The sequence below is a fragment of the Bradyrhizobium vignae genome (assembly GCF_004114425.1).
Classification (GTDB): domain Bacteria; phylum Pseudomonadota; class Alphaproteobacteria; order Rhizobiales; family Xanthobacteraceae; genus Bradyrhizobium; species Bradyrhizobium vignae.
The window spans coordinates 1-23,694 of sequence record NZ_RDQF01000074.1 but is presented as its reverse complement, the minus strand read 5'-3'; the positions used below and the strand labels follow the sequence as shown (position 1 = coordinate 23,694).

The 23,694-nt window shown below is 64.6% G+C and carries 27 protein-coding genes; 17 read left to right on the top strand and 10 right to left on the bottom strand.

All coding sequences use genetic code 11. The features are described 5' to 3' along the window. Window positions 1-61 precede the first annotated feature (61 nt). Window positions 62-700 (top strand): TetR/AcrR family transcriptional regulator, encoded by a 639-nt coding sequence (locus EAV90_RS35360; RefSeq protein WP_129146086.1) that lies wholly within the window; start codon window positions 62-64, stop codon window positions 698-700. A 53-nt stretch (window positions 701-753) separates the two neighbouring features. Further along, window positions 754-1,161, top strand: coding sequence for a DUF4864 domain-containing protein (locus tag EAV90_RS35355; RefSeq protein WP_129146085.1), 408 nt, complete (start codon window positions 754-756; stop codon window positions 1,159-1,161). Here EAV90_RS35355 and EAV90_RS35350 read toward each other — a convergent pair. After that, window positions 1,158-2,423, bottom strand: coding sequence for an MFS transporter (locus EAV90_RS35350; RefSeq protein ID WP_129146084.1), 1,266 nt, complete (start codon window positions 2,421-2,423; stop codon window positions 1,158-1,160). The genes EAV90_RS35355 and EAV90_RS35350 overlap by 4 nt on opposite strands. Window positions 2,424-2,567: 144 nt before the next feature. Between EAV90_RS35350 and EAV90_RS35345 the strand changes: the two genes are divergently transcribed. The 11 genes from EAV90_RS35345 (at window position 2,568) to EAV90_RS35295 (ending at window position 11,296) form a co-directional block, all read left to right on the top strand. Then, entirely contained in the window at window positions 2,568-3,011 is a 444-nt protein-coding gene (locus tag EAV90_RS35345) for a hypothetical protein (protein ID WP_122401194.1), read from the top strand. A gap of 73 nt (window positions 3,012-3,084) precedes the next feature. Next, window positions 3,085-3,366 carry a hypothetical protein gene (locus EAV90_RS35340; RefSeq protein ID WP_122401193.1) on the top strand — a complete coding sequence of 94 codons (282 nt, stop codon included), beginning with the start codon at window positions 3,085-3,087 and terminating at the stop codon, window positions 3,364-3,366. A gap of 9 nt (window positions 3,367-3,375) precedes the next feature. Further along, window positions 3,376-4,803, top strand: a complete 1,428-nt coding sequence (locus tag EAV90_RS35335; RefSeq protein WP_129146083.1) for a TolC family protein — start codon at window positions 3,376-3,378, stop codon at window positions 4,801-4,803. A 13-nt stretch (window positions 4,804-4,816) separates the two neighbouring features. Further along, window positions 4,817-6,151 (top strand): copper oxidase, encoded by a 1,335-nt coding sequence (locus EAV90_RS35330; protein ID WP_129146082.1) that lies wholly within the window; start codon window positions 4,817-4,819, stop codon window positions 6,149-6,151. A 32-nt stretch (window positions 6,152-6,183) separates the two neighbouring features. Further along, window positions 6,184-6,639, top strand: a complete 456-nt coding sequence (locus tag EAV90_RS35325) for a cupredoxin domain-containing protein (protein ID WP_164937243.1) — start codon at window positions 6,184-6,186, stop codon at window positions 6,637-6,639. Window positions 6,640-6,656: 17 nt separating this feature from the next. Then, window positions 6,657-6,956: a copper-binding protein gene (locus EAV90_RS35320; protein WP_129146080.1), complete on the top strand. Its 300-nt coding sequence runs from the start codon at window positions 6,657-6,659 to the stop codon at window positions 6,954-6,956. A 145-nt stretch (window positions 6,957-7,101) separates the two neighbouring features. Then, a complete protein-coding gene (locus tag EAV90_RS39885; RefSeq protein ID WP_164937242.1) occupies window positions 7,102-7,329 on the top strand; it encodes a hypothetical protein in 228 nt (75 codons plus the stop codon). Between the two features lie 149 nt (window positions 7,330-7,478). Next, window positions 7,479-7,916, top strand: coding sequence for a hypothetical protein (locus tag EAV90_RS35310; protein ID WP_129146078.1), 438 nt, complete (start codon window positions 7,479-7,481; stop codon window positions 7,914-7,916). Continuing rightward, on the top strand, window positions 7,903-8,403 hold the full coding sequence (locus tag EAV90_RS35305; RefSeq protein ID WP_129146077.1) for a DUF4259 domain-containing protein: 501 nt from the start codon (window positions 7,903-7,905) through the stop codon (window positions 8,401-8,403). Before EAV90_RS35310 ends, EAV90_RS35305 begins: the two co-directional genes overlap by 14 nt. Window positions 8,404-8,659: 256 nt before the next feature. Next, entirely contained in the window at window positions 8,660-10,801 is a 2,142-nt protein-coding gene (gene flhA, locus EAV90_RS35300; RefSeq protein WP_164937241.1) for a flagellar biosynthesis protein FlhA, read from the top strand. A gap of 294 nt (window positions 10,802-11,095) precedes the next feature. Then, window positions 11,096-11,296, top strand: coding sequence for a hypothetical protein (locus tag EAV90_RS35295; RefSeq protein ID WP_129146075.1), 201 nt, complete (start codon window positions 11,096-11,098; stop codon window positions 11,294-11,296). A 1,126-nt stretch (window positions 11,297-12,422) separates the two neighbouring features. On the opposite strand, the gene EAV90_RS35275 is transcribed toward EAV90_RS35295, so the two are convergent. The 5 genes from EAV90_RS35275 to fliI all read right to left on the bottom strand — a co-directional run bounded on the left by EAV90_RS35275 (window position 12,423) and on the right by fliI (window position 17,486). Beyond that, a complete protein-coding gene (locus EAV90_RS35275) occupies window positions 12,423-13,382 on the bottom strand; it encodes a helix-turn-helix transcriptional regulator (RefSeq protein WP_129146073.1) in 960 nt (319 codons plus the stop codon). 235 nt (window positions 13,383-13,617) lie between these two features. Continuing rightward, a complete protein-coding gene (locus EAV90_RS35270) occupies window positions 13,618-14,676 on the bottom strand; it encodes an anti-sigma factor (protein ID WP_122401186.1) in 1,059 nt (352 codons plus the stop codon). 182 nt (window positions 14,677-14,858) lie between these two features. Then, window positions 14,859-15,404: a sigma-70 family RNA polymerase sigma factor gene (locus EAV90_RS35265; protein ID WP_129146089.1), complete on the bottom strand. Its 546-nt coding sequence runs from the start codon at window positions 15,402-15,404 to the stop codon at window positions 14,859-14,861. A gap of 215 nt (window positions 15,405-15,619) precedes the next feature. Then, a complete protein-coding gene (gene fliJ, locus EAV90_RS35260; protein ID WP_011084990.1) occupies window positions 15,620-16,039 on the bottom strand; it encodes a flagellar export protein FliJ in 420 nt (139 codons plus the stop codon). A gap of 121 nt (window positions 16,040-16,160) precedes the next feature. Continuing rightward, window positions 16,161-17,486, bottom strand: coding sequence for a flagellar protein export ATPase FliI (fliI, locus tag EAV90_RS35255; protein ID WP_122401184.1), 1,326 nt, complete (start codon window positions 17,484-17,486; stop codon window positions 16,161-16,163). Between the two features lie 430 nt (window positions 17,487-17,916). Between fliI and ctrA the strand changes: the two genes are divergently transcribed. From ctrA to EAV90_RS35235, 4 genes are all read left to right on the top strand, one after another. Next, window positions 17,917-18,618 carry a response regulator transcription factor CtrA gene (gene ctrA, locus EAV90_RS35250; protein ID WP_016848562.1) on the top strand — a complete coding sequence of 234 codons (702 nt, stop codon included), beginning with the start codon at window positions 17,917-17,919 and terminating at the stop codon, window positions 18,616-18,618. 165 nt (window positions 18,619-18,783) lie between these two features. Continuing rightward, complete coding sequence (locus tag EAV90_RS35245) at window positions 18,784-19,188, top strand: DUF350 domain-containing protein (RefSeq protein ID WP_129146072.1); 405 nt, start codon at window positions 18,784-18,786, stop codon at window positions 19,186-19,188. 1 nt (window position 19,189) lies between these two features. After that, window positions 19,190-19,579, top strand: a complete 390-nt coding sequence (locus tag EAV90_RS35240) for a hypothetical protein (protein ID WP_129146071.1) — start codon at window positions 19,190-19,192, stop codon at window positions 19,577-19,579. A gap of 3 nt (window positions 19,580-19,582) precedes the next feature. Further along, complete coding sequence (locus EAV90_RS35235; protein ID WP_129146070.1) at window positions 19,583-20,743, top strand: glutathionylspermidine synthase family protein; 1,161 nt, start codon at window positions 19,583-19,585, stop codon at window positions 20,741-20,743. A gap of 161 nt (window positions 20,744-20,904) precedes the next feature. Here the strand turns inward: EAV90_RS35235 and EAV90_RS35230 are convergent, their stop codons facing one another. From EAV90_RS35230 to EAV90_RS35215, 4 genes are all read right to left on the bottom strand, one after another. Then, window positions 20,905-21,777, bottom strand: coding sequence for a CheR family methyltransferase (locus EAV90_RS35230; RefSeq protein ID WP_129146069.1), 873 nt, complete (start codon window positions 21,775-21,777; stop codon window positions 20,905-20,907). Continuing rightward, window positions 21,774-22,970, bottom strand: coding sequence for a protein-glutamate methylesterase/protein-glutamine glutaminase (locus EAV90_RS35225; protein WP_129146068.1), 1,197 nt, complete (start codon window positions 22,968-22,970; stop codon window positions 21,774-21,776). The genes EAV90_RS35230 and EAV90_RS35225 overlap by 4 nt, the downstream gene beginning before the upstream one ends. A gap of 75 nt (window positions 22,971-23,045) precedes the next feature. After that, window positions 23,046-23,411 (bottom strand): response regulator, encoded by a 366-nt coding sequence (locus EAV90_RS35220; RefSeq protein ID WP_007600538.1) that lies wholly within the window; start codon window positions 23,409-23,411, stop codon window positions 23,046-23,048. A 71-nt stretch (window positions 23,412-23,482) separates the two neighbouring features. Continuing rightward, window positions 23,483-23,694, bottom strand: a 212-nt coding sequence (locus EAV90_RS35215) for a chemotaxis protein CheW (RefSeq protein WP_208738572.1), incomplete at its 5' end; no start/stop codon positions are given.

Here is a 23,694-nt window from a genome sequence, read left to right as displayed (position 1 = left end):
CAGCCCTGCACGGGTCCGGCGAGGGTTCAATCTAACCAATTCGTGATCTACATTGCGCGGCATGGATGACCACACCGACCAGGCCCGAAAGCCCCGCGCCGACGCCGTGCGCAATCGCGAGCGCGTGCTCGAAGCGGCCAAGGCCGTGTTCAGCGCCGGCGGCCCCGAAGCGAGCCTGGAGGCCGTCGCAAAACGCGCCGGCGTCGGCATCGGCACGCTCTACCGCCATTTTCCGACGCGCGAGGATCTGTTCGAGGCGGTGTACCGGCGCGAGGTCGAGCAGCTCAGCGAGCTGGCCGAGCAACTGAAGAATGAAAAGGACCCGGTCGAGGCGCTGCGGCGCTGGTTGCACTCAGGGGTCGAGTTTGTTGCGACCAAGAAGGGGATGATGGCAGCGCTGGCGCTGGCGGTGCAGAGCGGGTCGGAGCTGCATGCTTTCTCCTTCGAGCGTCTGACCAAGGCGATCGGCTCGCTGCTCGAGCGCGCGGTCGCAGCTGGCGAGATGCGCGCCGACATCAGCCCTGAGGATCTGCTGCGCGCCTTCTTCGGCATGTGCTACGTGCACGATCAGCCCGGCTGGCAGGCGACGGCGCTGCGCCTGCTCGACGTGTTCGTCGACGGCTTGCGCGTGCAGCCGGCCGGCAAGGCCAAGGTGCGCGCGGCCAGGACGACGAAGCCGGCACCGAGGCGGAAGCGGTAGGCGCGGAGATGTGTTAGCATCGCCTCCGCCGGGATATCGACGCGGAGCCTGTCATGCGCATCGCAGTCTTGGTCGTCGCCTTCACGATTGCCCTTAGTCTCCTCGCCGCACGCGCCGGCGATGTCGCGGCCGCCCAAAGCGTCATCCGCGCCCAGGAGCAGGCCTTCGTTCGCGACGATGCGACGGCGGCTTATTCCTATGCGGCACCTTCGATCAAGGAGATCTTTCCTGCACCCGACATCTTCATGTCCATGGTGCAGAGCGGTTACGCGCCGGTCTATCGTCACAAGAGTTTCGAATTTGGCGAGAGCAAGATCGATGGCGGCTGGATCGCCCAGCGCGTCCATATCATCGATGCCAATGGCGAGGCCTGGGAGGCGCTCTACACGCTCGAGCAGCAGGGCGACGGCAGCTACAAGATCACCGGCTGCTCGCTGCTGAAGGCAGGACAGTCCGTTTAGGTGGCAAAACCCGGGCCGGTCTTGACCGAGCCCATCCGCGAGCGGATCAAGAGCAGCACGACGATGCCGATGTTCAGCGCATTCCACGCCACGCCATTGGCGAATGCCGCGGCGTACGATCCGGTGGCATCGAAGATGACGCCGGACACCCAGCCGCCGAACGACATGCCGAACACGGAGGCGAAGATCACGATGCCGACGCGGGTCGCCGCCTCGCTCGCCGGCATCGCCTCGCGCACGATGATGGCGTAGCTCGGCACGATGCCGCCCTGGAACAGGCCGAACATCGCGGAGATCAGATACAGCGAGGTGAGGCTGTCGAAGAACAGATAGAACACCAGCGCAAATCCCTGCGCCAGCGATCCCACCAGCAGCGTGCGGATGCCGCCGATCTTGTCGGCGAGATAGCCCGAGCCGATGCGGCTGATGATGCCGCAGCCCATCATCAAGGACAGCATCTCGGCGCCGCGCGCGACGCCGTAGCCGAGATCGCCGCAATAGGCGACGATGTGCACCTGCGGCATCGCCATCGCCACGCAGCAGGAGATGCTGGCAATCGAGAGCAGCACCGTCAGAGTGTTGGTCGACAACTTGAGATCGACCCGCGGCGGCGGTGCGTTGGCATGATCGCGAAGATGGTCGTTGCCCATCTGCGCGCGCAGGATCAGCACGAGCACCGCCATCAGGCTGGCGCAGACGATGCCGATGCCGATATGGGTGTAGCGCCAGCCGATCTCCTGCGTGCCCCAGCTCACGATCGGCGGCCACATTGTTCCCGCTACATAATTGCCGCTGGCGACGATGGTCACCGCTAATCCGCGATAGCGCTCGAACCAATGCGAGGCTTCCGCCATCAGCGGCGCGAAGGTCGCGGAGGTGCCGAGCCCAATCAAGAAATAAGCCGCTACGAACTGCCAGAGCTGGGTCGACAGACCCGCGAGCACATTGGCGACGCCGAGGAAGGCGATGCTGATCGCCATCGCCGGCACGATGCCGAACCGGTCGGTGATCTTGCCGGCGATCACGCCGCCGAGCCCGAAGCCGAACATCATGAGGGTGAAAGCCAGCGACACCGCGCCGCGCGTGGCGCCGAATTCGGTCTGCACCACGGGAATCACGACCACGACCGCCCACATGCCGACGGCGCCGATCGAGCCGATCACAAGGGCAATGACCAGGCGCACCCAGGCCTGACGGGAGTCAGGGGTGAAGGACGCAGGTGTTTGTCCTGGATGATTTGGCGCGTGCACGGGCCGGACCATGACCCGCGGTTCGCCACATGGTCAAGCATCGTGGCGCGATATTGGGCATGCGCGGTGCGCTGCGGTAGGAAGAGCTTGGCGAATGCGCCTTTTGCCATTAGTTTGCAATCAGCGTGTGCAACATTGCCGCGCGGAGTCGGCAGAATGTTGTTGCGATTGACGCGATCGTTGCGGATCAGGGTGGGGCGGATCATCGCCCTCGCCTATCTGTTCTGCGTGCTCGCGCCGGCCGCAAGCCTTGCCTGGGGCGGTGGCCCTGCGCCCTGCCTTGACGACGCGCGCCTCGCAGATCTCGTGCCGGCGCATCACCAGATGCCGACGAACCATGTGCACGGCGATACGTCGCACGCGCATGCGGCAACCCACGCTCATCACCAGACCGCGGCGAAGGACGCGCCCGCACAGCATCACCACGACGGCAAGGGAACAGTGGGCCCGTGCTGCGCGATGATGTGCGTCAGCGCGCTGCCCGCCGATCTGCCTGATGTCGCCAAGCCGCTTCTGCCCGTCTCCGCCTGCGCACCCGAGATCGTCCCCAGCCTGCACGGCGCGGCACCACCCCAGCACTACCGTCCCCCCATCGCTTGATCTGACGCGACGATTTCGGGCCGAGCGCGCTTCTGCGCGCGCGAACCTGTGGTCTCCAGATCAAGGACAGGTCATGTTTACGCTTTCCGGGGCGAAGTCCGCCGCATCTGCGGTGGATCGACGATATTTTCGATTGAATCGGCTGCTGCTCGCCCTTGCCGCGCTGTCGCTCTCCGGCTGCATGCCGGCAACGACACCGATCGCCAGTGCCGACCCCGCCGCTCCGGCGGCGAAGGTGGCGCGCATCGGCTATCGCTCGACCATCGCGCCCTATACCAGCCTGCGGCCTGCGACGCCGGCGCCGTGGCGCGGCCGCAACGATGCGGTGACGCCGCAGCCGAAGCAAGACCGGTAGGAGCGCGCCATGACACGCCATCTTGCGCGAGGCCTGCTCGTCCTCACTGCGCTCAGCGTTTCCGGCTGCGCCGCGTTCTCGCCCGACAGCGGCATGACTGATGTCTCGGATCTGACGAACCAGACCATCAACAAGGACGTCGCCTTTGTGCGAACGGCCGAAGGCACCGGCGCGGTCGAGGCGCGCGTTCGCCAATTGCTGTCGCGGACGCTCAGCGCAGACGCTGCCGTGCAGATCGCGCTGCTCAACAACAAGGGGCTGCAGGCCGCCTATGACGAGCTGGCGCTGGCCGAGACCGATCTGGTCGAGCAGAGCCTGCCGCCCAACCCGGTGTTCTCGATATCGCGGATATCAGGCAATGGCGCCAGCGAGATCGAGCGCCAGGTGGTCGGCGACATCCTCGCGCTTGCCACCCTGCCGTTCCGCTCCGACATCGCCCGTGACCGTTTCAGGGCAGCGCAATTGCGCGCTGCCCTGGCGACGCTGCGACTCGCCGCCGACGTGCGCCGCGCCTACATCCGCACTGTTGCCGCCAACGAGATGGTGGTGCTGCTGACCGACGCGAAGGCGACGGCGGAATCGACCGCGCAGCTCGCGGTCAAGCTCGGCGAGACCGGCTCGCTCAACAAGCTCGACCAGGCGCGCGAGCAGGTGTTTTACGCCGAGACCACTGCCGACCTCGCCACCGCGCGGCAGACCGCGGCGAGCACGCGCGAAAGGCTTGCGCGCCTGATGGGTCTGTGGGACGAGGGTCTCGACTTCCGCTTGCCCAACGCGTTGCCCTCGCTGCCGCGCCGGCCGCTGGCCTTGCCCTCCATCGAGGCCGATGCGGTCGCCCATCGCATCGACCTGCAGATCGCGCGGCTGGAGCTGACGGCGCTGGCGAAGTCGCTGAACCTCGCCGAGGCGACGCGTTTCGTGACGCTGCTGGATATTGCCGGCATTTCCCGCCGCACTCGGGATCCGGAAGGGCCGCCGTTCCGCGAACGCGGCTTCGACGTGCAGTTCCAGATCCCGATCTTCGACGGCGGCGAGGTGCGCGTGCGTCAGGCAGCCGAGACTTACAACTTTGCCTTCAACCATTTGAGCGAGCGCGCCGTGAATGTGCGCTCCGAGGCGCGCGATGCTTATCGTGCCTATCGCTCCACTTACGACATCGCGAGCCACTACCAGCGCGAGATCATCCCCTTGCGCAAGATCATCACCGAGGAGATGCAGCTGCGCTTCTCCAGCATGCAGGTCGATATCTTCGCGCTGCTCACCGAGGCGCGGCAACGTCTGGCGTCGCTGCGCGGCGCGATCGACGCCAGGCAGAGCTTCTTCCTCGCCCAGGCCGACTTGCAGACCGCCGTCAATGGCGGCGGCGCGCCGGCGGCCGTCAGCGACAATCCAACCACCATCGCCGCGGCAGCACCTGCCGATCGCGGCGGCCACTGAGATGGAGGCCAGGATGTTTTCCCGCCGAGGATTTCTGGGGAGCGCCGCGCTTGCCGGCGCGTCGGCTATTCAAGGCCGCGTGCAGGCCGCTTCGATTCCGGAAGCACCCACCATGGACAAGGTGGTGATGCAGCCGCCGCTGCATCCGATCAGCGGACCGGATTATCGCCCCGTGGTCACGCTGAACGGCTGGTCGCTGCCGTTCCGCATGAACGGCGACTGGAAGGAATTCCATCTCGTCGCAGAACCGGTGGTGCGGGAGTTCGCCGAAGGCATGAAGGTGAATTTGTGGGGCTACAACGGGCAATCGCCCGGCCCGACCATCGAAGCCGTCGAGGGCGACAAGGTCCGCATCTTCGTCACCAACAGACTGCCCGAATACACAACCGTGCACTGGCACGGCATGATCGTCCCGAGCGGGATGGACGGCGTCGGCGGATTGAACCAGCCGCACATCGAGCCGGGCAGGACCTTCGTCTACGAATTCGAGATGAAGAAGAGCGGCACGTTCATGTACCACCCGCATTCCGACGAGATGGTGCAGATGGCGATGGGCATGATGGGCATGGTCGTCGTGCACCCGCGCGATCCGAATTTCCGGCCCGTCGATCGCGACTTCGTGTTCGTGATGAGCACCTATCGCGTCGACCCCGGCACCTATCTGCCGCATGTCAACGAGATGACCGATTTCAACATGTGGACCTGGAATGCGCGGGTGTTTCCCGGGATCGATCCACTGCCGGTCAGGCTCGGCGACAAGGCGCGCGTGCGCATGGGCAACCTCAGCATGACCAATCATCCGATCCATCTGCATGGCCACAGTTTTGCGGTGACCTGCACCGACGGCGGCTGGGTTCCGGAGAGCGCGCAATATCCGGAGACGACGACGGACGTTCCGGTCGGCGCGGTGCGCGTGCTCGACGTGCTCGCCGACAATCCCGGCGACTGGGCGTTCCACTGCCACAAGTCGCACCACACCATGAACGCGATGGGACACGACGTGCGCAACCTGATCGGCGTGTCGCGCAAGGATCTCGCCAAGGCCGTCGGCAAGCTCGCGCCTGACGGCATGGCCATGGGCTCGACCGGCATGGCGATGGGGAACATGGAGATGCCCGCGCCCGACAACACGCTGCCGATGATGACGGGCACCGGCCAGTTCGGGCCGATCGAGATGGGCGGCATGTTCACGGTGATGAAGATCCGCGAGGACCTCGCGCGCGACGATTACCGCGATCCCGGCCCGTACAAGTTCCCGCAAGGCACCGTCGCCTACGAGGTCACGGCGCCGGCCGCCGAACCAGCCCGGCAAAAACCCGGCAGCCCGCCGATGAAGCACAAGATGTGAGCGTTTCGATGAACCACCAACTGGAGATAACGATGAAGACCACGATCAAGCTCGCCCTCGCGCTGGCCGCGCTTTCGACCGCACCGGCCTTTGCTCACGACAAGCACGGGCACGAAAACTATTCGGCCGGCGAGCCCGGCGATCCCAAGAAGCCGGCACGCACCGTCGAAGTCCTGCTGAACGAGATGGACTACACGCCGGCAAAAATCGAGGTGAAGCGCGGCGAGCAGATCCGCTTCGTGCTGCGCAATGTCGGCAAGGAGGACCACGAATTCCTGCTCGCGACGACGAAAGAGAATCTCGCGCATGCGGATGAGATGAAGAAGCATCCGCACATGGAGCACGACGATCCCAATGCAGTGCGGCTTGCCCCGAGCAAGACGGCCGAGATCCTCTGGAAGTTCAGCAAGCCCGGCACGTTCGAATATTCGTGCCTCATCCCCGATCACCGCGACAACGGCATGATCGGTCACGTCACCGTCAAGTAACGCGAAAGGAGATCCACATGAACCGCATCATCAAACTTACCGCCGCGCTGGCGCTGGCGGCAAGCGTTGCCACCGGCGCGCTGGCGGCCGGGGCCTCGATCAGCGGCGAGGTCAAGAAGATCGACGAAGGCGCCGGCAAGATCACGCTCAAGCACGGACCGGCGAAGAGCCTCGGCATGGATGACCCCATGACCATGGTCTATCGGGTCAAGGACGCGGCCATGCTCAAGCAGGTGAAGGTCGGCGACAAGGTGACCTTCGAAGCCGAGGAGGCGTCGTCGGGCTACACGGTGACGAAGATGGAGAAGGCGAAGTAGAGGGCCCGCTGTCATTCCGGGGCGCGCCGCTTGGCGCGAGCCCGGAATCCATTCATCCACCAACTCCGCCGCCCGATGGATTCCGGGTTCGCCCTGCGGGCGCCCCGGAACGACGACTGCGCATTTGCGGGGCAAGGACGACGGCTTGACCGCATTGGCGCCGGTCCGCGATCGCTTTCCCGAGTTCTCCCTTCTGCTGGCAACCGAACCCGAAGCCGATCTGTTCGGTGCGCTGCGTTCAGCCGAGAGCATCGGCCGCCCGCTTGGAGACAGCCGCTTTCTCGCCCGCATCGAACGTCAGACCGGGCGCATCCTCAAGCCAGCCAAGCGCGGGCCGAAGCCCGCCGTGGAGGAAGACGGGAAAAATATTTAGTGCACTGTCACCGTAATTAGAGAAACATGATCAACGGCATATCGAATATGAACCCACTCAGATCGTACTACATCCAGCAATCAATCAATCTATTTGGAGCTTTGCCAGACAACTCCCCTGGGGCTCGTGGACAGTGAGGGATGGTTGGGATGCAAGACGAACCTGAATTGAAATATGCGAGAATGAAAGATTTTCTTTCATTTTATGCTGAGCGATATCTCAAGGCTGAGGGTCTGCCGCCGGACAGACAGCCCATAGCCAGCCTTGAAGCGCTAGAGAAAAAGAGCATGAAGATGGCTCTCAAAGGGCTCCGCCAAGCGATCAACGATTGCGTGGAAATGTCGTTACGTTTTGACCATAAGGAGGTCGAGAAACTAGACTCCCAGCTTCGCAGTCGCGGCATTGTCACGCTCTCTGAACTGCGGAGACGATATTCGAAAAGCTACGCAAAGATTGTAAAGCGAGGCCAGATCAAGAACGAGACCGAATATTATCTGGTCCGCAACGTGCTACACGACCCGACTGAAAAGTCTCCTGAAGAGCGCAAGTTGCTGGAAGAACTGATTTCCGACTATGAAGCTACATAGCACTTCCAAGCCTAAGCGGCTCGGCGGCTTTGCCATGCTGATTGCCTGTTGTGCCGTTCTTCTATGCCCTGCCCCAGTCTCAAGCGGTGGCTGGGCCGCTGATACGCTTTCCAATGACAATGCATCAGATCTCTTGGACCAGATTGTTCCTAACGGCAGTGTGGAGTCGATTCGTAGTGCTCTCGACGCCGCTTTAAGCCCTGTATCGACTATCGGTGACGAGACAGCTTCGCGCGCTTTAGCTGCCGCCGAATTGGTTGCGGCGATGATGGGCAACCCAGCAGCCCATTTACCTGCCCCAAGTAGAAAATGGGCGGCGCTCCATTCGATAGATGCGAATCGGGACCTCATAGACTCTGCGGTCAGAGCTGTCGATCGCATCCTTAAGGATTCGGGGGCGCAAGAACTGATGCGAGAAGGAGGCGCAAAGAATTTACGCGATTGGCAGGTGAGTGTGACGAATCTCCAGGCCCGACTTAGTCGGTGACGCAGAAGCCGAGGATTACGGTGACATGCACCCCTGAAGTGAGACACGATAATCCCCCTTCCCTCCCCCCGTTAACCCTTTGCTAACCATACACCGGGCAAAAATTGCCGGGTGAAGTCGAGTGTCGTCGGCCGCGTAGAACGGGAGGAACCCCGTGGACGCCAGTGCGGTGCCTCACTTTCGGAACGGCGGCCCTTCGGCCGCCGCGCAGACGTTTGGGGCGCGCGGACGGCAGTCGCGCGGGGAGGCAGCTACCATGGTCGACGTCACCGCGGGACAGGGCGTAGGCAACGCCAAGCCCGGCATCCCCTCCCTCAACGACATCGTCACCGTCCTCAAGCGCGGCGACATCGCGCTGGCGCTCGGCATCCTCACCATCCTGGTGGTGCTGATCCTGCCCCTGCCCGCGATCGTGCTGGACCTGTTCCTGGCGATCTCGATCACGCTGTCGATCCTGATCCTGATGACGTCGCTGTTCATCCAGGCGCCGCTCGAATTCTCGGCGTTCCCGACCATCCTCTTGATCTCGACCATGCTGCGCCTGTCGCTCAACATGGCCTCGACCAGGCTGATCCTGTCGCACGGGCACGAGGGCACGGCTGCGGCCGGTCACGTCATCGAGGCCTTCGGCAACTTCGTGATGGGCGGCAATTTCGTCATCGGCATCATCGTCTTCGCCATCCTGATCATCGTCAACTTCGTCGTCATCACCAAGGGTTCGGGCCGCATCGCCGAAGTCGCCGCGCGCTTCCACCTCGACGCCATGCCCGGCAAGCAGATGGCGATCGACGCCGACCTCTCCGCCGGCCTGATCGACGAGAAGGTCGCCAAGGAGCGGCGCAAGGAGCTGGAGGACGAGAGCGGCTTCTTCGGCGCCATGGACGGTGCCTCCAAGTTCGTCCGCGGCGATGCCATCGCCGGCCTCTTGATCGTCTTCATCAACGTCGTCGGCGGCATGATCATCGGCGTCGCGCAGCAGGGCATGTCCTTTGCCGATGCGGGGCGCAGCTACACGCTGCTGACGGTCGGTGACGGCCTCGTCACCCAGGTGCCGGCGCTGATCGTCTCGACCGCGGCCGGCCTGCTCGTCTCCAAGGCCGGCGTCTCCGGCGCTGCCGACAAGGCGCTGATGAAGCAGTTCTCCGGCTATCCGCAGGCGCTGGCGATGTCCTCGGCGGTGATGCTGGTGCTGGCGGCGCTGCCGGGCATTCCGACCATTCCCTTCCTCGCGCTCGGCGCCGGCGCCGGCGCGCTGGCCTGGCACGCCCGCAACCACAAGAGAACCGCCGTCAAGGCCGAGCAGGCCGCCATGGCCGCACCCGCTCCGGGAACGCCGGGTGCGCCTGGCGCTGCCGCGGCGGAAGAGCCGATCTCGGCCGCGCTCAAGATCGACGACCTCAAGATCGAGCTCGGCTATGCGCTGCTGCCGCTGGTCAACGGCCCCGACGGCACCGACCGCCTCACCGAACAGATCAAGGCGCTGCGCCGCTCGCTCGCGATCGAGATGGGTTTCGTGATGCCGGCGGTGCGCATCCTCGACAACGTCCAGCTCGAGGCCAACACCTACATCATCAAGATCAAGGAGGTCGACGCCGGCACCGGCAAGATCTGGCCGAACCAGTTCATGGTGATGGACCCCGGCGGCAGCCAGGTGCAGGTGCCCGGCATCCACACCACCGAGCCGACCTTCGGCCTGCCCGCAACCTGGGTCGACGCCAGCCTCAAGGAGGAGGCCTCGCTCAAGGGCTACACCGTCGTCGACGCCGCGACCGTGCTCTCGACCCATCTCACCGAGCTGCTCAAGGCCAACATGTCGGACCTGTTGTCCTATGGCGAGGTGCAGAAGCTGCTCAAGGAGCTGCCGAAGGAGCAGAGCGAGCTGGTCAAGGACATCGTTCCGGGCCAGGTCACGGTCTCCGGCATCCAGCGCGTGCTGCAGCTGCTGCTCGCCGAGCGCATCTCGATCCGCGACCTCTCCACCATCCTCGAAGGCATTGCGGATTCGCTCGCCTTCTCGCGCAATCCGGCGACGATGGTCGAGCACGTCCGCGCGCGCCTCGCGCGCCAGATCTGCGCGCAAAACACCTCCTACGCCGGCTATCTGCCGTTGATCGCGCTGTCGGCGAAATGGGAGCAGGCCTTCGCCGAGTCGATCATCGGCCAGGGCGAGGAGCGCAGCCTCGCAATGCAGCCCTCGAAACTGTCGGAGTTCATGACCGCCGTGCGCGAGGCCTTCGAGCGCGCCGCGCGCGAAGGCGAGGCGCCGGTGCTGGTCACCTCCGCGGCCATTCGTCCGTTCGTGCGGTCCCTGGTGGAACGGTTCCGGGCCCAGACCGCCGTGCTGTCGCAGGCTGAAATCCACCCCAGGGCGAGGTTGAAAACGGTCGGAAGCATCTGATTTGCCTTAAGAAGCCGTGTGTTTTTCAGCCACAGGCAAATGTTTTTTGAGTTCCTGGCGCCTTGTCGACCACCAAGCCAGAAAGCGCCAGGGAGGCCCATTACATCTCTGAAATAATTATAGAAAAACACAACGAAGGGATCGCTTTTGATCGCGATCTTTCACGTCCTGTCACGGTCTTGTGATCGCCCCTTGGGAACGAATCCGCCGATATTAGGTTGTTGGGCACCGGAAGCATGAACCTGCCCGAATGGGCGGGCGACTACTTCGGGTAGATGGCGGCAGGAGGCTTCCATGAACCACTCGATCTACAGCGCTGATCGCGCGACCCATTTGAAGATTGTGGTCGTCGCGCTCGTCGCAGGGATCGCGGTGGCGGGCTTCGGCATGACGGCGCGCTCTGGCTCGGATGAAGGCCTGACCCAGACCGCCCGCGTGGTCAAGGCCGGCAAGCCGGTCGTTGTCACCAGTTCGAACGCCTCTCTCGTTCGCTGAGGAGATTTGACGAGTTTTGTGAATTCACGCGGCTCTTTACCAGCCCCCCAAAGTCGCCACGTGGATATGTAGACGACCCCAACCCCAAGTCGACTACGGAAAGCGCCCGCCCCCCACGGGCGCTTTCTCATGTCTGGGGTATGTCGCGCGGTTGCGCAGGGACGGGTCAGATCATCGATGCGAGCATTCTCTCCGCCCGTGTCCCGGACGCGCCAGCGCGTTCACGCGCGTCTTCGACGCGCTATGGCGTTGCTGCGCAGAGCCGGGACCCAGCAGCTCCACGGCATCCCGACACATGGGCCCCGGCTCTGCTGCGCATCGTCGAAGGGACGCTGCCCTGCGTCCGGGGCACGAGGGCAGAGTGATGGCGCGTGGGAGGTGACACAGTCGCTTCATCATTGGCATTCATCGCAGACACACCCTCGCATTCTCGCGACTGATCTCGCCCGAGCTTTGCTTCGTCGCCTTGCCCTCGTTGGAAAGAGGGCGCAGGGAAGGCCGGGAGCCGGCTGGCACCCGCGGTCCACTGTGCGAATTCTGCGTAACAAGAAGCTGCACAGCGGCATACAGGTGTAGCCAGGACATCCCGGCCTTCCCTGCGCAGTGGTTTGACGGCTTATGTCGTGATCTCCTCGGGGAGCGATGCACTATTGCCCCCGTCGCCTTGCGGATGGCTGATGTGCATGCCCGGTCGGGCAATACACATCACCGCAAGACTTGGCGCACAGACCCCGGGCGCCAGGACCACACGATTTTGCCGTACGCCAGCCACACCGGTCGTATGCGCGACGCACTCGCTCACGGTTGCCCGCCCTGCAAAACCCTTCGCGCCGATGTGACCCACGTCCACCGCCGCCCGGCCCGCGTGTCGTGACGATCGCGATACGCCCCTCTTCCTCGGGCCGGAGTGCCGCGACACCTACGCGATTTCCGAATTTCGGTAAAGCGGAATATTTTCGACTGCGCCCGTTGACCGACAGTTGGGGTGTTTTGCCCGTCGGCAACACAAGGTCTCGTAGCCCGGATCGAGCAAAGCGTAATCCGGGATCGCATCCGCGGACAAAGCGGCCCCGGATTGCGCTAACGCTCCATCCAGGCTCCGTGCTACGCGCCTACAAGCCGCGGCTCACGCCTCGCGCAGCTCCGACGGCGTCGCGCCGAAGCGCTTGCGGAAGGCGCGGTTGAAATAGGACAGGTCGGCGAAGCCCGAGGAATGCGCAATGTCGCTGATCTTGCGCGCCCTGGCGCGGGGATCAGCGAGCAGCTTGCGCGCGTGGAGCAGGCGCTGCTCCAGCACGAATTCGGTGAAGGTCGTGCCGGCCTGCTCGAACAGGCGCTGGGCCTGGCGCGGGCTGAGCCCCGAGCGCGTCGCGACTTCGGACAGGCAGAGATCGTTGCGGCCGAGTGCGGCCATCACATCGGCGCGCATGAGATCGAAGCGAGCCGCCGCCTGGCCGCGGCCGCGTGCGCGATTTGCATTCTCCGCATCCGTGCCGAGCAAGAGGCCGACGAGGTCGACCATATGCTGCGCGGTCAGGCGCTGGCCGACCGCATCGAGATGCGGCGCATGATTGGCGGCGAGCGCATGGTAGCGGAAGATGGTCTCGGCGACCGCACCATCCGAGAGCACCTGCGAGAGCTTGTCCTCGGCGCGCGGACTGATGTCGAGCAGCGCACGGCGCGGCATGCGAATGGTGGTGAAGCGGTCTGCCTCGGTGTGGCCGACGGTCCCGGTCACGCTCATGTCGACCAGCACCATCTGAGCGGGCGCGAGCTCGACGCTGTGGCCGTTCTGCCCGACGCGGACGAGCCCCGCATGGGCCGCGATCAGGACGAGATCGTCACTGCCGTCGGCAAGGTGGCTCTGCGTGCGGGAATATTGCGCGGAGGCACCTTCCGGAATGGCGAGCGCGATGTTGTCGACGACGCTGATCTGCAGCCGGCAATCGATGTTGTCGCCATGGCTCGGCCCGATATCGAGGCCGCAGGGACCGACGGCCCGCTCGCGCCAATGTTCGAAGGCGGCGCCGTGCGGCAGGCCTGCATATTGGTGAAGGAAGATGCCTGGCGTTCTCGCTGCATCCATCTGATTTTCTCGCCCTTTCCAGCATCGCGGACTTCAAATTCCGGGGATTTGACGCGGCGAATTGCGGGGAGGTTCAAAGCGGGGATGGATTCACGGACACTTAATCGGGATGCGACGGCGGGATGGACCGTGGCGGCAGTGGCGCGGCCTTGTAGCCCGCACGGAGCAAAGCGGAATGCGGGAACAGTGGTCCCGGATTTCGCTTTTCGCTCCATCCGGGCTGCGGCACACGCACCTATTTCTTCGCAGGCGCCTGCGGCTGGGACGGCGGCACGGCCTCGATCAGCTTGCCGGAAAACACCGGCGCCGAGGTCGGCTGGCCGCTCGGCGAACCGCCGGCCTGCTCGACCGTGACGGCGTAGGTCGCGCCTTGGACGACCTCGGCATCATAGGAGGCGAGCAGCGGACGCGCGGTGAAATCGCTCGCGCCGATGACGCCGAGCGAGCGCGGGCGCGGCAGCTTGTCCGAGATCAGCCAGAGCTCGAAGCTCTTGCCGGGCTCCGGCGTCGCGCCGACCTTGCGCACCGTGAAATTCCGCGTCGCACCGTCGATGGTGAGGATGAAGGCGGGGCCGCCGCCCTGGCCCTGCAGCAGCGCGACATATTGTGCGGAGGCGGCGAGCGGCGCGGCCGGCGTCTTCACCTCAACCGTCTGGATGCGCGGCGCGGGACGCAAAGCACCCGGCAGCGCGTCGGGCTGGAAGATCTGGAGCGACAGCGTCACGAGCAGCGCGGCTGCGAGCGCGGCGGCGGCCGATGCAATGGAGCGCCAGCGCTTCACGCGGCCCTCGAGGCGAACCACATTGCTGTCGCCGACGACCGGCGGCTGCGGCGCACGAACGACGTTGATATCCGGCGCATGGACTTGCGGGATGAATTGCGGTGCGACGTCAGGGAGGGCGTCCGGCTCGGGACGCGACGTCTCAGCTGGCCCGGCCTCGGGATGCTGCACCTCCACCGACTGCGAGCTTTCGGTCGGCGCCTCCGCGGTCTGCAGCGAGGATGACTCCGGCACGGACGGTGGTGGCGGCGAAGCCTCGGCCAGCGCGGGCGGCTCCTGTGCGGCGGCCGTGCGCGCGATCTCGGACCTGATGTTCTCCCACACGATCGGACGCGGCTCGACGGAGCCGACCATCTGGTTGAGCACGCCGAGACGATGGGCCCAGCCCTGCACGATGGCGGCGAACGCCTCGTCGACCGCCATCATGGTCTCGACCTGCGCGCGCTCATCGGCGTCGAGCGTCCCGAGCGCGTATTCCGCGGCGAGCGCGATATGGTCCTCCGTGTAGGCCATCACATTCCTTCACCTCTCCCGAAGGGAGAGGTCGGAGCGCATCGCAAGATGCGGCCCGGGTGAGGGGTTACGGTCCCCCAGGAGATCCGCGGCCCCTCGCCCGGCGCTACGCGCCGACCTCTCCCCGACGGGGGGAGGTCAACTGCCGTTGCCGCTCTGGTTCGTGCCACTCTCGTCATCCTCTAGAGCCCGAGGCACTCCCGGATATCCAACATGCTGCGCCGGAGCCACGTCTTCACCGTGTTGACGGGCGCCGAAAATTTCTCCGCCAATTGCTCGCGGCTCCAGCCGTTGTAATAGGCGAGCAGCACGAGCCTCTGACGGTCCGGCTCGAGCCGGCCGATACATTCCAGGAGCCGCTTCAGCTCCTCGGTCATCTCGCGGCGCGCCAGCGGATCGGCACTCTCGGCCGCAATCTCCATCGCCTGAGGCTCTTCCTCGATGGATGCTTCCGATTTCTTGCGCACGATGTCGATCGCACGATTGCGCGCGATCGAGGCCATCCACGTGATCGGCGACGACAGCGCCGCATTGAACTGGCCGGCGCTGTTCCAGATCTTGACGTAGGTCTCCTGAATGACCTCCTCTGCGAGATCCTGCCGACGCAAGATACGGAGCACGACGCCATAGAGTTTCGCGCGCGTGGCGGCGTACAGGCGCTCGAACGCGGCCTGATCGCCCTTCGCCACCGCCTCAATCAACCCGACCAGCTCTGCTGGCGTCAGCATTGAGCCCCCTGAAACGCGACCCGTCGCTTCACCTCTCCCCGTCGGGGAGAGGTGGGCACCGCCGTCGCTGGCACAGCATTCACTCCCGCCAGCATAGCGCGCGGCCAAGCCGACCACCAAGGGGCGCGGCGCTACACTGTGGACAGCAGATACGAAAACCCGGACCTTGCGGGTCCGGGTTTTGGCAAATTCCTGGATGTTTGGTTGCTGGCGCGTCAGGCGACGGCGCCGATGCGCGCGCGCATCAGGCCGATGCTGTCGAGGTCGGCCTGCTCACGGGCGTTTTCCTCGGCGCGCTCGCGAGCCTGGTCGCGCTCGTCGAGGAGCTCGACTTTCTTCAGCTCCTCGAAGGCCTCGGCCAGCGCGGCCTTGGCTTCATCGAGCTGACCCTTGAGCTCGTCGGCCGAGCGGGTCAGATTCTCGCGGCGCTGGATCGCGGCCTTGGCGTAGGTCGGATAGGCGAAGTGCGAGGGATCGTTGATCCCGGCACGCTCCTGCTCGGTCTGGATCTCGCGCTCGAGATCGACCGACATCCGCTGGAAATCGGCGATCATGGTCTCGATCTGGGTGACCCGGCGGCGCTTCTCGTCGACCTGAAATTTCTTCAGGCGGATAAGCGTATCTCGTGACTTCATCGACTCGTACTCCCCAGAAGTCCCCCCGCTGCACGTGGGACGGCACCGGTCACCCCATAGGCCCGATCGAGGCCAAGACCGGCTCTGCTACTCTGTGGGATCGGATGATGACCTGACAAAGTTAGCGTTCCGTTTCCAAATTGCCCAGGATTTGGGCCAATTGGCGGTAGCCGTCCGCGAGTGATGCATTTTCGTCCTTGCGCTGACGCAGGAAGGCCTCGAGCGGCTCGTGCAGGCGGATCGCCTCGTCGACCTCGGGGCTGGAGCCGGCCCGGTAGGCGCCGAGACGGATCAATTCCTCCATGTCGGCATAGGTCGCCATCACCTGGCGCGCCCGCTGGATGACAGGCCAGAACTGCGGATCGGCCGATTTCGGCATCGTGCGGGAGACGGATTTGAGGATGTTGATCGCAGGGTAGCGGCCACGCTCGGCGATCGACCGCTGCATCACGATGTGACCGTCGAGGATGCCGCGGACGGCATCGGCGATCGGCTCATTATGGTCGTCGCCATCGACCAGCACCGTGAAGATCGCGGTGATGGCGCCCTCGCCCAAGCCCGGCCCGGCACGTTCCAACAGCTTCGGCAACTCCGTGAAGACGGTCGGCGTGTAGCCCTTGGCGGTCGGCGGCTCGCCGGCGGACAGGCCGATCTCGCGCTGGGCCATGGCAAAGCGCGTCACCGAGTCCATCAGGCAGAGCACGTCCTTGTCCTCGTCGCGAAAATACTCGGCGACCGCGAGCGTGAGATACGCCGCCTGGCGGCGCATCAGCGCGGGCTCGTCGGAGGTCGCGACCACCACGACCGAACGCGCCAGGCCCTCCTCGCCGAGATCGTCCTGCAGGAATTCCTGCACCTCGCGGCCGCGTTCGCCGATCAGCCCGATGACACTGACGGCGGCATCGACGTTGCGCGCCAGCATCGACAGCAGCACCGATTTGCCGACGCCGGAGCCTGCGAAGATGCCCATGCGCTGGCCACGGCAGCACGTGAGGAACGTGTTCATCGCGCGCACGCCGAGATCGAGCGGGCTGCCTACTCGCTTGCGCGAATGTGCGGGCGGCGGCGTATTGCGGAACGGCATCGGCGAAGAGCCCTGCGGCAACGGGCCCTTGCCGTCGATCGGCTCGCCCAGCGCGTTGACGACGCGGCCGAGCCAGGCTGCGGACGGCCGCACCTGATTGGCGGCATTGGCAATGACCGCCTTGCAGCCGCGGCGCACGCCTTCGAGGCCGGCGAACGGCATCACGACAGCATTGTTACCGGAGAAGCCGATCACTTCGCAGGGAATGGTGCGGTTGGCGCCGGTCTCGATCACCAGCCGCGCGCCGACCGACATCGCGTGGATCGGACCGGCCACCTCGACCATCAGCCCGCGCACGCCGACCACGCGGCCATAGATGTTGATGCCGTCGATGTCGCCGATCTGTTCGGCAAGAGCCTTCATCGGTGAGCCTTCATCGGTGAGCCTTCATCAAGGGGCGCGCCCAGGTCATCCGGGACCTCACGGTGAAACTCTTAAGTTTCGCCATATTTCTGAACGGCGCTTAACTTCGTGTTTACCCGCATCATTAATCATTGCGTCACTGTCTTTGTGACTGAGCGTGACTCCCCTTCAGAAGAAGGCTGAGTCGCGGGAGTCGGTTAGGTCCGTCTCTTAAAGTGGAGCTTGAACGGGATCGGGTAACGAAAGCTGCTTCGCGCGCAAGACCTTAGGGCGATTCGACAAAAATTGCACCGGGGGGACTTGCGTTCCAGAATCAGAGTTTGTTAACCATCTGTCGTCAGGATCCGAATCAGTTGTTCAAAGGCGTTTTGTTGAGTGCCGCGAATGCGGCCGACCTGACGCCCAGGAGCGGCGACTATGGGGAACTGGCATGCGCGTTTTGCTGATTGAAGATGACAGCGCCGTCGCGCAGTCGATCGAGCTGATGCTGAAGTCGGAGAGCTTCAACGTCTACACGACCGACCTGGGGGAAGAAGGCGTCGATCTCGGTAAACTGTACGATTACGACATTATTCTCCTCGACCTCAACCTGCCCGACATGTCCGGCTACGACGTGCTCAAGCAGCTCCGGGTCTCCAAGATCAAGACACCCATCCTGATCCTCTCCGGCCTCGCCGGCATCGAGGACAAGGTCAAGGGTCTCGGCGTCGGCGCCGACGACTACATGACCAAGCCCTTCCACAAGGACGAGCTGGTGGCCCGCATCCATGCGATCGTGCGCCGCTCGAAGGGCCACGCCCAGTCTGTCATCCAGACCGGCGACCTCGTCGTCAACCTCGACACCAAGACGGTGGAAGTCGGCGGCCAGCGCGTGCATCTGACCGGCAAGGAATATCAGATGCTGGAGCTGCTTTCGCTCCGCAAGGGCACGACCCTCACCAAGGAAATGTTCCTCAACCATCTCTATGGCGGCATGGACGAGCCGGAGCTGAAGATCATCGACGTCTTCATCTGCAAGCTCCGCAAGAAGCTCGCCAACGCCTCCGAGGGCCGCAACTTCATCGAGACCGTGTGGGGCCGCGGCTACGTGCTGCGCGAGCCGCACGAGGCCGACGAGCGCATCCCCGCCTGATCTTCCGGGTTACATCGCGAGCCCGAAAGGGCTCGCTCCTCCCAGCCTGGCCCCCGCCGCAAATGGCGGGGTTTTCGGTTTTGGGGGGCAGCTTCATCTGAAGCTTAACGTTTGAACCGCTAGCCTTCCCCTGCCGACGAATGGTCGCTGCACGATGGGGGAACGATGCTCCTGCAATCACTCGCCGGCCTGCCCGCCTTCCTGGTCTATTTCTGCACCGGGCTGATCGCGATCGTGGCCTATCTGTTCGTCTACACCCGCATCACGGCCCATAACGAATTCCAGCTCATCCGGGATAACGAGCCGGCCGCAGCGATCGCGCTCGGGCTCAGCCTGCTCGGCTTCGTGGCGCCGCTGGTCAGCGCCATCGCGCATTCGGCCAATGTGCTGGACTGCCTGATCTGGGCGACGATCGCGCTGATCGTGCAGGTCATCGTGTTCTTCCTCGTCAAGGTCCCGGTGCCGAAGCTCTCGGAGCGGATCTCCGCCGGCGAGCTGGCCCCGGCGATCTGGCTTGGCCTGTCCTCGCTCGCCGCGGGGCTGCTCAACGCCGCCAGCATGATCTACTGAGATGGCCGACAAGCCCTCCAAGAAGGAATTCGGCAAGCGCCGCCCAGTGGTTGAACCACCGCCTGCGCAGCCACCGGTGAAGCGCTCCGGCCATGTCGCGCTGCTGGTAATGGGTACGATCGCGGTCGGCACCACCGCCTACACGCTGATGCCGCGGCAGATCTGCGAGCCCTCTCCCGGGGCCGTACCGGGGCAGACGACCACGACCTGCAGCAGCAGCGGCAGCAGTTCGTCAGGCGGCAGCAGCCCGCATTGGTCGTCGCGATCGAGCGTCTTCAGCAGCGATTCCTCGAGCCATTCCTCGTCGGGAACATCGTCCGACTCGGGCTCTCATAGCGTGAGCCGCGGTGGCTTCGGCTCGTTCGGCCACGGCTTCTCGGGCGGCGGCTGACCCATGCAGCGCATCACCTGTCTCGAGCGCGACGACTGGCGAGAGACCGCAGCGAAATGCGGCTTCGTCTTCCACACCATCGACGGCGAGCGCTATTGGGACGAGCGCGCCTATTACGGCTTCACGCTGGACGAGATCGAGCGTGGCATCGAGACGCCGACCGGCGAGATCGATGCGATCTGCCTGGAGCTTGCCGGCCGCATCATCGGCGACGAGCACTCCTTGCGGCGCTTGAAGATTCCGGAAGCGTTCTGGGGCCTGATCGCCGAGAGCTGGAAGCGCGACGACCGCAGCCTCTATGGCCGGCTCGATTTGAAGTTCGACGGCAAATCGCCGGCAAAGTTGCTCGAATACAACGCGGACACGCCGACCTCGATCTTCGAGGCCGCCGTGTTTCAATGGACCTGGCTCGAGCAGGCGATCGAACGCCGCATGATCCCGTCGCGTGCCGATCAGTTCAACTCGATCCATGAGCGGCTGATCGCGACGTGGAAGGAGATCGCTAGCGGCCGCCACGTCCATCTCACCGGCATCACCGGCAACGAGGAAGACGCCGGCACGCTCGCTTATCTCGAAGACACCGCACGCCAGGCCGGGCTCTCGACCAGGCTGCTCGACATCGAGCAGGTCGGCTGGCACGACGAGCCTGGTGGCTTCGTCGATCTCGACGATGGCGACATCGCACTCGCCTTCAAGCTCTATCCCTGGGAATGGATGTTCCAAGACGCATTCGGCGCAAAGCTCAAGGATGCTCCGACGCGCTGGATCGAGCCGCCATGGAAGGCGGTGCTCTCGAACAAGGGCATTCTGCCGCTGCTCTGGGAGATGTTTCCGAACCATCCCAACCTGCTGCCGGCCTTCTTCGAGGACGACCCGCGCGCTGCCGAGCTCGGCAGCTCCTATGTGCGCAAGCCGCTGCTCTCGCGCGAGGGCGCCAACGTCACGATTGTGTCCGGCGGAATGCCGCTCGATGAACAGAATGGCCCCTATGGCGCCGAAGGTTTCGTGCGCCAGGCGCTGTCCCCGCTGCCGAATTTCTCAGGCTTCTATCCCGTGGTGGGAAGCTGGCTGGTGGATCACGAACCCTGCGGCCTGTCGATCCGCGAAGACGAGAGCCCGATCACCGGCAACCGCTCGCGGTTTCTGCCGCATGCGATTCTGTGAGGGCCCCTCATTCCGGGGCGCGACGTCGTCGCGAACCCGGAATCCATAGCCACAGGCAGATCGAACAGCCCCACGTCCAACGGCCTGCCCATCTCGGAGGCCTGTGGTTATGGATTCCGGGCTCCGCGCTTAGGCGCGGCCCCGGAATGACGAGAAGCTGTTCACCGCGCCGCAGCGACCTTCAGCGGCTGCGGCATCAATACGCCCATCCCCCGGCCGGAGCGCGCGGGGTTAAGCTGGTAGAGACCGCGACGGTCGGAGATCGGGCGGAACGCATCCGTGATGCCGACGACGGATTCGGCGGCCCCAAGCAGCAGCGTGCCGTCGGCTTCCATCGCTTTCGCCAGGCGCTCGAAGATCACGGCCTTTGTATCCTGATCGAAATAGATCAGCACGTTGCGGCAGAAGATCACGTCGAACGTGCCGAGATGGGAGAAGTCCTGCAGCAGGTTGAGCTGACGAAACTGCACCATGGCGCGAATGTCGGGGTTGAGCTGCCAGAGCTCGCCGGTTTGCGTGAAGTATTTCACCAGAAGCTGGATCGGCAGGCCGCGCTGCACCTCGAACTGGCTGTAGACGCCGGCCTTGGATTTCTCCAGCACCTCCTGCGACAGGTCGGTGGCGACGATCTCGATACGCCAGCCGGCGAGAGCAGCTCCCATCTCCTTCACGCACATCGCGATCGAATAGGGCTCCTGCCCGGTCGAGGAGGCCGCCGACCAGATGCGAAGCGACTTGCGCGCCGCGCGCGCCTGGATGAGGCCCGGCAGGATGGTGTCGCGCAGGTTGTCGAACGGAATCTTGTCGCGGTAGAAGAACGTCTCGTTGGTGGTCATCGCTTCGACCACATCGGTCGCAAGCCGGCCGTCGCCGTTCCTGATCTTCAGGACGAGATCGGGAATGCCTGATAGGCTTGCCTTGCGGGCGAGCGGCAGCAGTCGGCTCTCGACCAGATATTGCTTGTCGGCGGAGAGATCGAGACCGGAGCGTTCCTTCAGGAACTTGCGCAGATAATCGTAATCCAAGGGCGTCACGAGCGGTCTCCCGCGAACAGGCGGTTGACCTTGGCGCCGATCTGGTTGAGCGGCAGGATCGCCGCGCAGATGCCGGCATTGGCCGCCGCGCCCGGCATGCCCCAGACCACGCTGGAGGCTTCGTCCTGCGCGATCACGCTGCCGCCGGCCGCGACGATGTCCTTGCCGCCGCGCATGCCGTCCGAGCCCATGCCCGTCAGGATCACGGAGAGGATGTTGCCGTGCCAGACGTCGATGGCGGAGGTGAAGAGCGGATCGACCGCGGGCTTGCAGAAATTGACGGCGGGGCCGTCGTCGAGCCCGATCACGACATCCGCGCCGCTGCGCGCCACACGCATGTGCTTGCCGCCGGGCGCAAGATAGATCCGTCCCGGCTTCACCGGCTCGCGGTCGACCGCCTCGGCTGCCGGCCGGCGGCTCGAACGCGCCAGATGCTCGGCAAGGATGGTGGTGAAGGTCGGTGGCATGTGCTGGGTGATCAGCACCGGGAAGCGGTCGATCACGGGGCCAAGCTCGGTGACAAGCGACATCAGCGCCTGGGGACCGCCAGTCGAGGAGCCGATCAGCAGCACCTTGGGCGCCTGGGCCGAGAACGGACGCGTCGACGGCGATCCTGACGAGAGGGCGTGCACGGCCGGAGCGGGCGCAGGCGCGACAGGCCGCGCAACCGGACCGCGCGCGGCCGGAGCCGGGCTCGCGGGCGCCAGCGGCGGGCTCGCAACCGCGGGCCTGCGACGCAGCCGCGCACCGAGATGGCGGATCTTCTGGATCAGGTCGTGATGAAAAATGTCCGCGGCTGCCGCCTCGCGCGTCGACTCCGGTTTGGGGATGTAATCGGCCGCGCCGAGCGACAGCGCCTTGAAGCTGATCTCCGCGTTGCGGCGGGTCAGCGTCGAGGCCATGATGATGACGAGATCGCGCTTCTTTGCCAGCAGCCGCGGCAGCGCCGAGAGGCCATCGAGCTCGGGCATCTCGATGTCGAGCACGGCGACGTCGGGGTTGATGCGTTCCAGCTGGTTGACCGCCTCGAGCCCTGTGCGCAGCGAGGCCGCAACCTCCATGTCGTGCTCGGCGCCGATCCAACGCGAGATCAGACCGCGGATGACGACGGAGTCGTCGACGATCATCACCCGCAGCGGTCCGGCTTCGCGCGACGTGCCTGTAGTCGAATTACCTGCGAACGCAATACTCATTACTCACCAACTCAGACTGAAACGGTTCAGTTGAAAACAAGCGCCGGAGGATCCGTTCAGCCTCCGGACAATCGCTCAGATCAGGCCGACTTCCTGGAACTTCGCCGTCACGATGTCCTTGTCGAACGGCTTCATGATGTATTCGTTGGCGCCGGCGTGCAGCGCGCGCGCAATATGCGCGACGTCGTTCTCGGTGGTGCAGAACACGACCTTGGGCTGGTCCCCGCCGGGCATGCGGCGGAGATGGCCGAGGAACTCGTAGCCATCCATGACCGGCATGTTCCAGTCGAGCAGCACCGCATCGGGCAGGCCGCGCTTGCAGGCCTCCAGCGCCTTCTCACCGTCCTCGGCTTCGAGGATCTGGAAGTCGAGGCCTTCCAGGATCCGGCGCGCAACCTTGCGAATGACGCTGGAATCATCAACGACGAGACAAGTTCGCATGTGAACCTCTGCTTCCTCCCCTCTGCGGGGACACTTCCAATTGCAGGCCCGCCGGCGGCAGCGCCGCCGTATCAGGCCGCCATCATTTCGGGCGCAAGCTCGAGGACGCGATCGACGTCGAGGACGACCATGAGTTGGCCGTCGAGGCGGTGGACACCGCCGGCGAGCTTGGCCATGCGGGGGTCGAGGTTGACGGGGTTCTCCTCCTTGCCGTCCTCGGGCAGGCGCAGCACCTCGCCGATCTGGTCGATCAGGAGGCCGTAGGATTCGCCGCGCAGGTCGA

Excerpts from the sequence above, each read along its gene's own strand:
- EAV90_RS35360 (WP_129146086.1), top strand. The coding sequence starts at position 62 with ATGGATGACCACACCGACCAGGCCCGAAAGCCCCGCGCCGACGCCGTG.
- EAV90_RS35355 (WP_129146085.1), top strand. The coding sequence starts at position 754 with ATGCGCATCGCAGTCTTGGTCGTCGCCTTCACGATTGCCCTTAGTCTC.
- EAV90_RS35350 (WP_129146084.1), bottom strand. The coding sequence starts at position 2,423 with ATGGTCCGGCCCGTGCACGCGCCAAATCATCCAGGACAAACACCTGCG.
- EAV90_RS35345 (WP_122401194.1), top strand. The coding sequence starts at position 2,568 with ATGTTGTTGCGATTGACGCGATCGTTGCGGATCAGGGTGGGGCGGATC.
- EAV90_RS35340 (WP_122401193.1), top strand. The coding sequence starts at position 3,085 with ATGTTTACGCTTTCCGGGGCGAAGTCCGCCGCATCTGCGGTGGATCGA.
- EAV90_RS35335 (WP_129146083.1), top strand. The coding sequence starts at position 3,376 with ATGACACGCCATCTTGCGCGAGGCCTGCTCGTCCTCACTGCGCTCAGC.
- EAV90_RS35330 (WP_129146082.1), top strand. The coding sequence starts at position 4,817 with ATGTTTTCCCGCCGAGGATTTCTGGGGAGCGCCGCGCTTGCCGGCGCG.
- EAV90_RS35325 (WP_164937243.1), top strand. The coding sequence starts at position 6,184 with ATGAAGACCACGATCAAGCTCGCCCTCGCGCTGGCCGCGCTTTCGACC.
- EAV90_RS35320 (WP_129146080.1), top strand. The coding sequence starts at position 6,657 with ATGAACCGCATCATCAAACTTACCGCCGCGCTGGCGCTGGCGGCAAGC.
- EAV90_RS35310 (WP_129146078.1), top strand. The coding sequence starts at position 7,479 with ATGCAAGACGAACCTGAATTGAAATATGCGAGAATGAAAGATTTTCTT.
- EAV90_RS35305 (WP_129146077.1), top strand. The coding sequence starts at position 7,903 with ATGAAGCTACATAGCACTTCCAAGCCTAAGCGGCTCGGCGGCTTTGCC.
- flhA (WP_164937241.1), top strand. The coding sequence starts at position 8,660 with ATGGTCGACGTCACCGCGGGACAGGGCGTAGGCAACGCCAAGCCCGGC.
- EAV90_RS35295 (WP_129146075.1), top strand. The coding sequence starts at position 11,096 with ATGAACCACTCGATCTACAGCGCTGATCGCGCGACCCATTTGAAGATT.
- EAV90_RS35275 (WP_129146073.1), bottom strand. The coding sequence starts at position 13,382 with ATGGATGCAGCGAGAACGCCAGGCATCTTCCTTCACCAATATGCAGGC.
- EAV90_RS35270 (WP_122401186.1), bottom strand. The coding sequence starts at position 14,676 with ATGGCCTACACGGAGGACCATATCGCGCTCGCCGCGGAATACGCGCTC.
- EAV90_RS35265 (WP_129146089.1), bottom strand. The coding sequence starts at position 15,404 with ATGCTGACGCCAGCAGAGCTGGTCGGGTTGATTGAGGCGGTGGCGAAG.
- fliJ (WP_011084990.1), bottom strand. The coding sequence starts at position 16,039 with ATGAAGTCACGAGATACGCTTATCCGCCTGAAGAAATTTCAGGTCGAC.
- fliI (WP_122401184.1), bottom strand. The coding sequence starts at position 17,486 with ATGAAGGCTCTTGCCGAACAGATCGGCGACATCGACGGCATCAACATC.
- ctrA (WP_016848562.1), top strand. The coding sequence starts at position 17,917 with ATGCGCGTTTTGCTGATTGAAGATGACAGCGCCGTCGCGCAGTCGATC.
- EAV90_RS35245 (WP_129146072.1), top strand. The coding sequence starts at position 18,784 with ATGCTCCTGCAATCACTCGCCGGCCTGCCCGCCTTCCTGGTCTATTTC.
- EAV90_RS35240 (WP_129146071.1), top strand. The coding sequence starts at position 19,190 with ATGGCCGACAAGCCCTCCAAGAAGGAATTCGGCAAGCGCCGCCCAGTG.
- EAV90_RS35235 (WP_129146070.1), top strand. The coding sequence starts at position 19,583 with ATGCAGCGCATCACCTGTCTCGAGCGCGACGACTGGCGAGAGACCGCA.
- EAV90_RS35225 (WP_129146068.1), bottom strand. The coding sequence starts at position 22,970 with ATGAGTATTGCGTTCGCAGGTAATTCGACTACAGGCACGTCGCGCGAA.
- EAV90_RS35220 (WP_007600538.1), bottom strand. The coding sequence starts at position 23,411 with ATGCGAACTTGTCTCGTCGTTGATGATTCCAGCGTCATTCGCAAGGTT.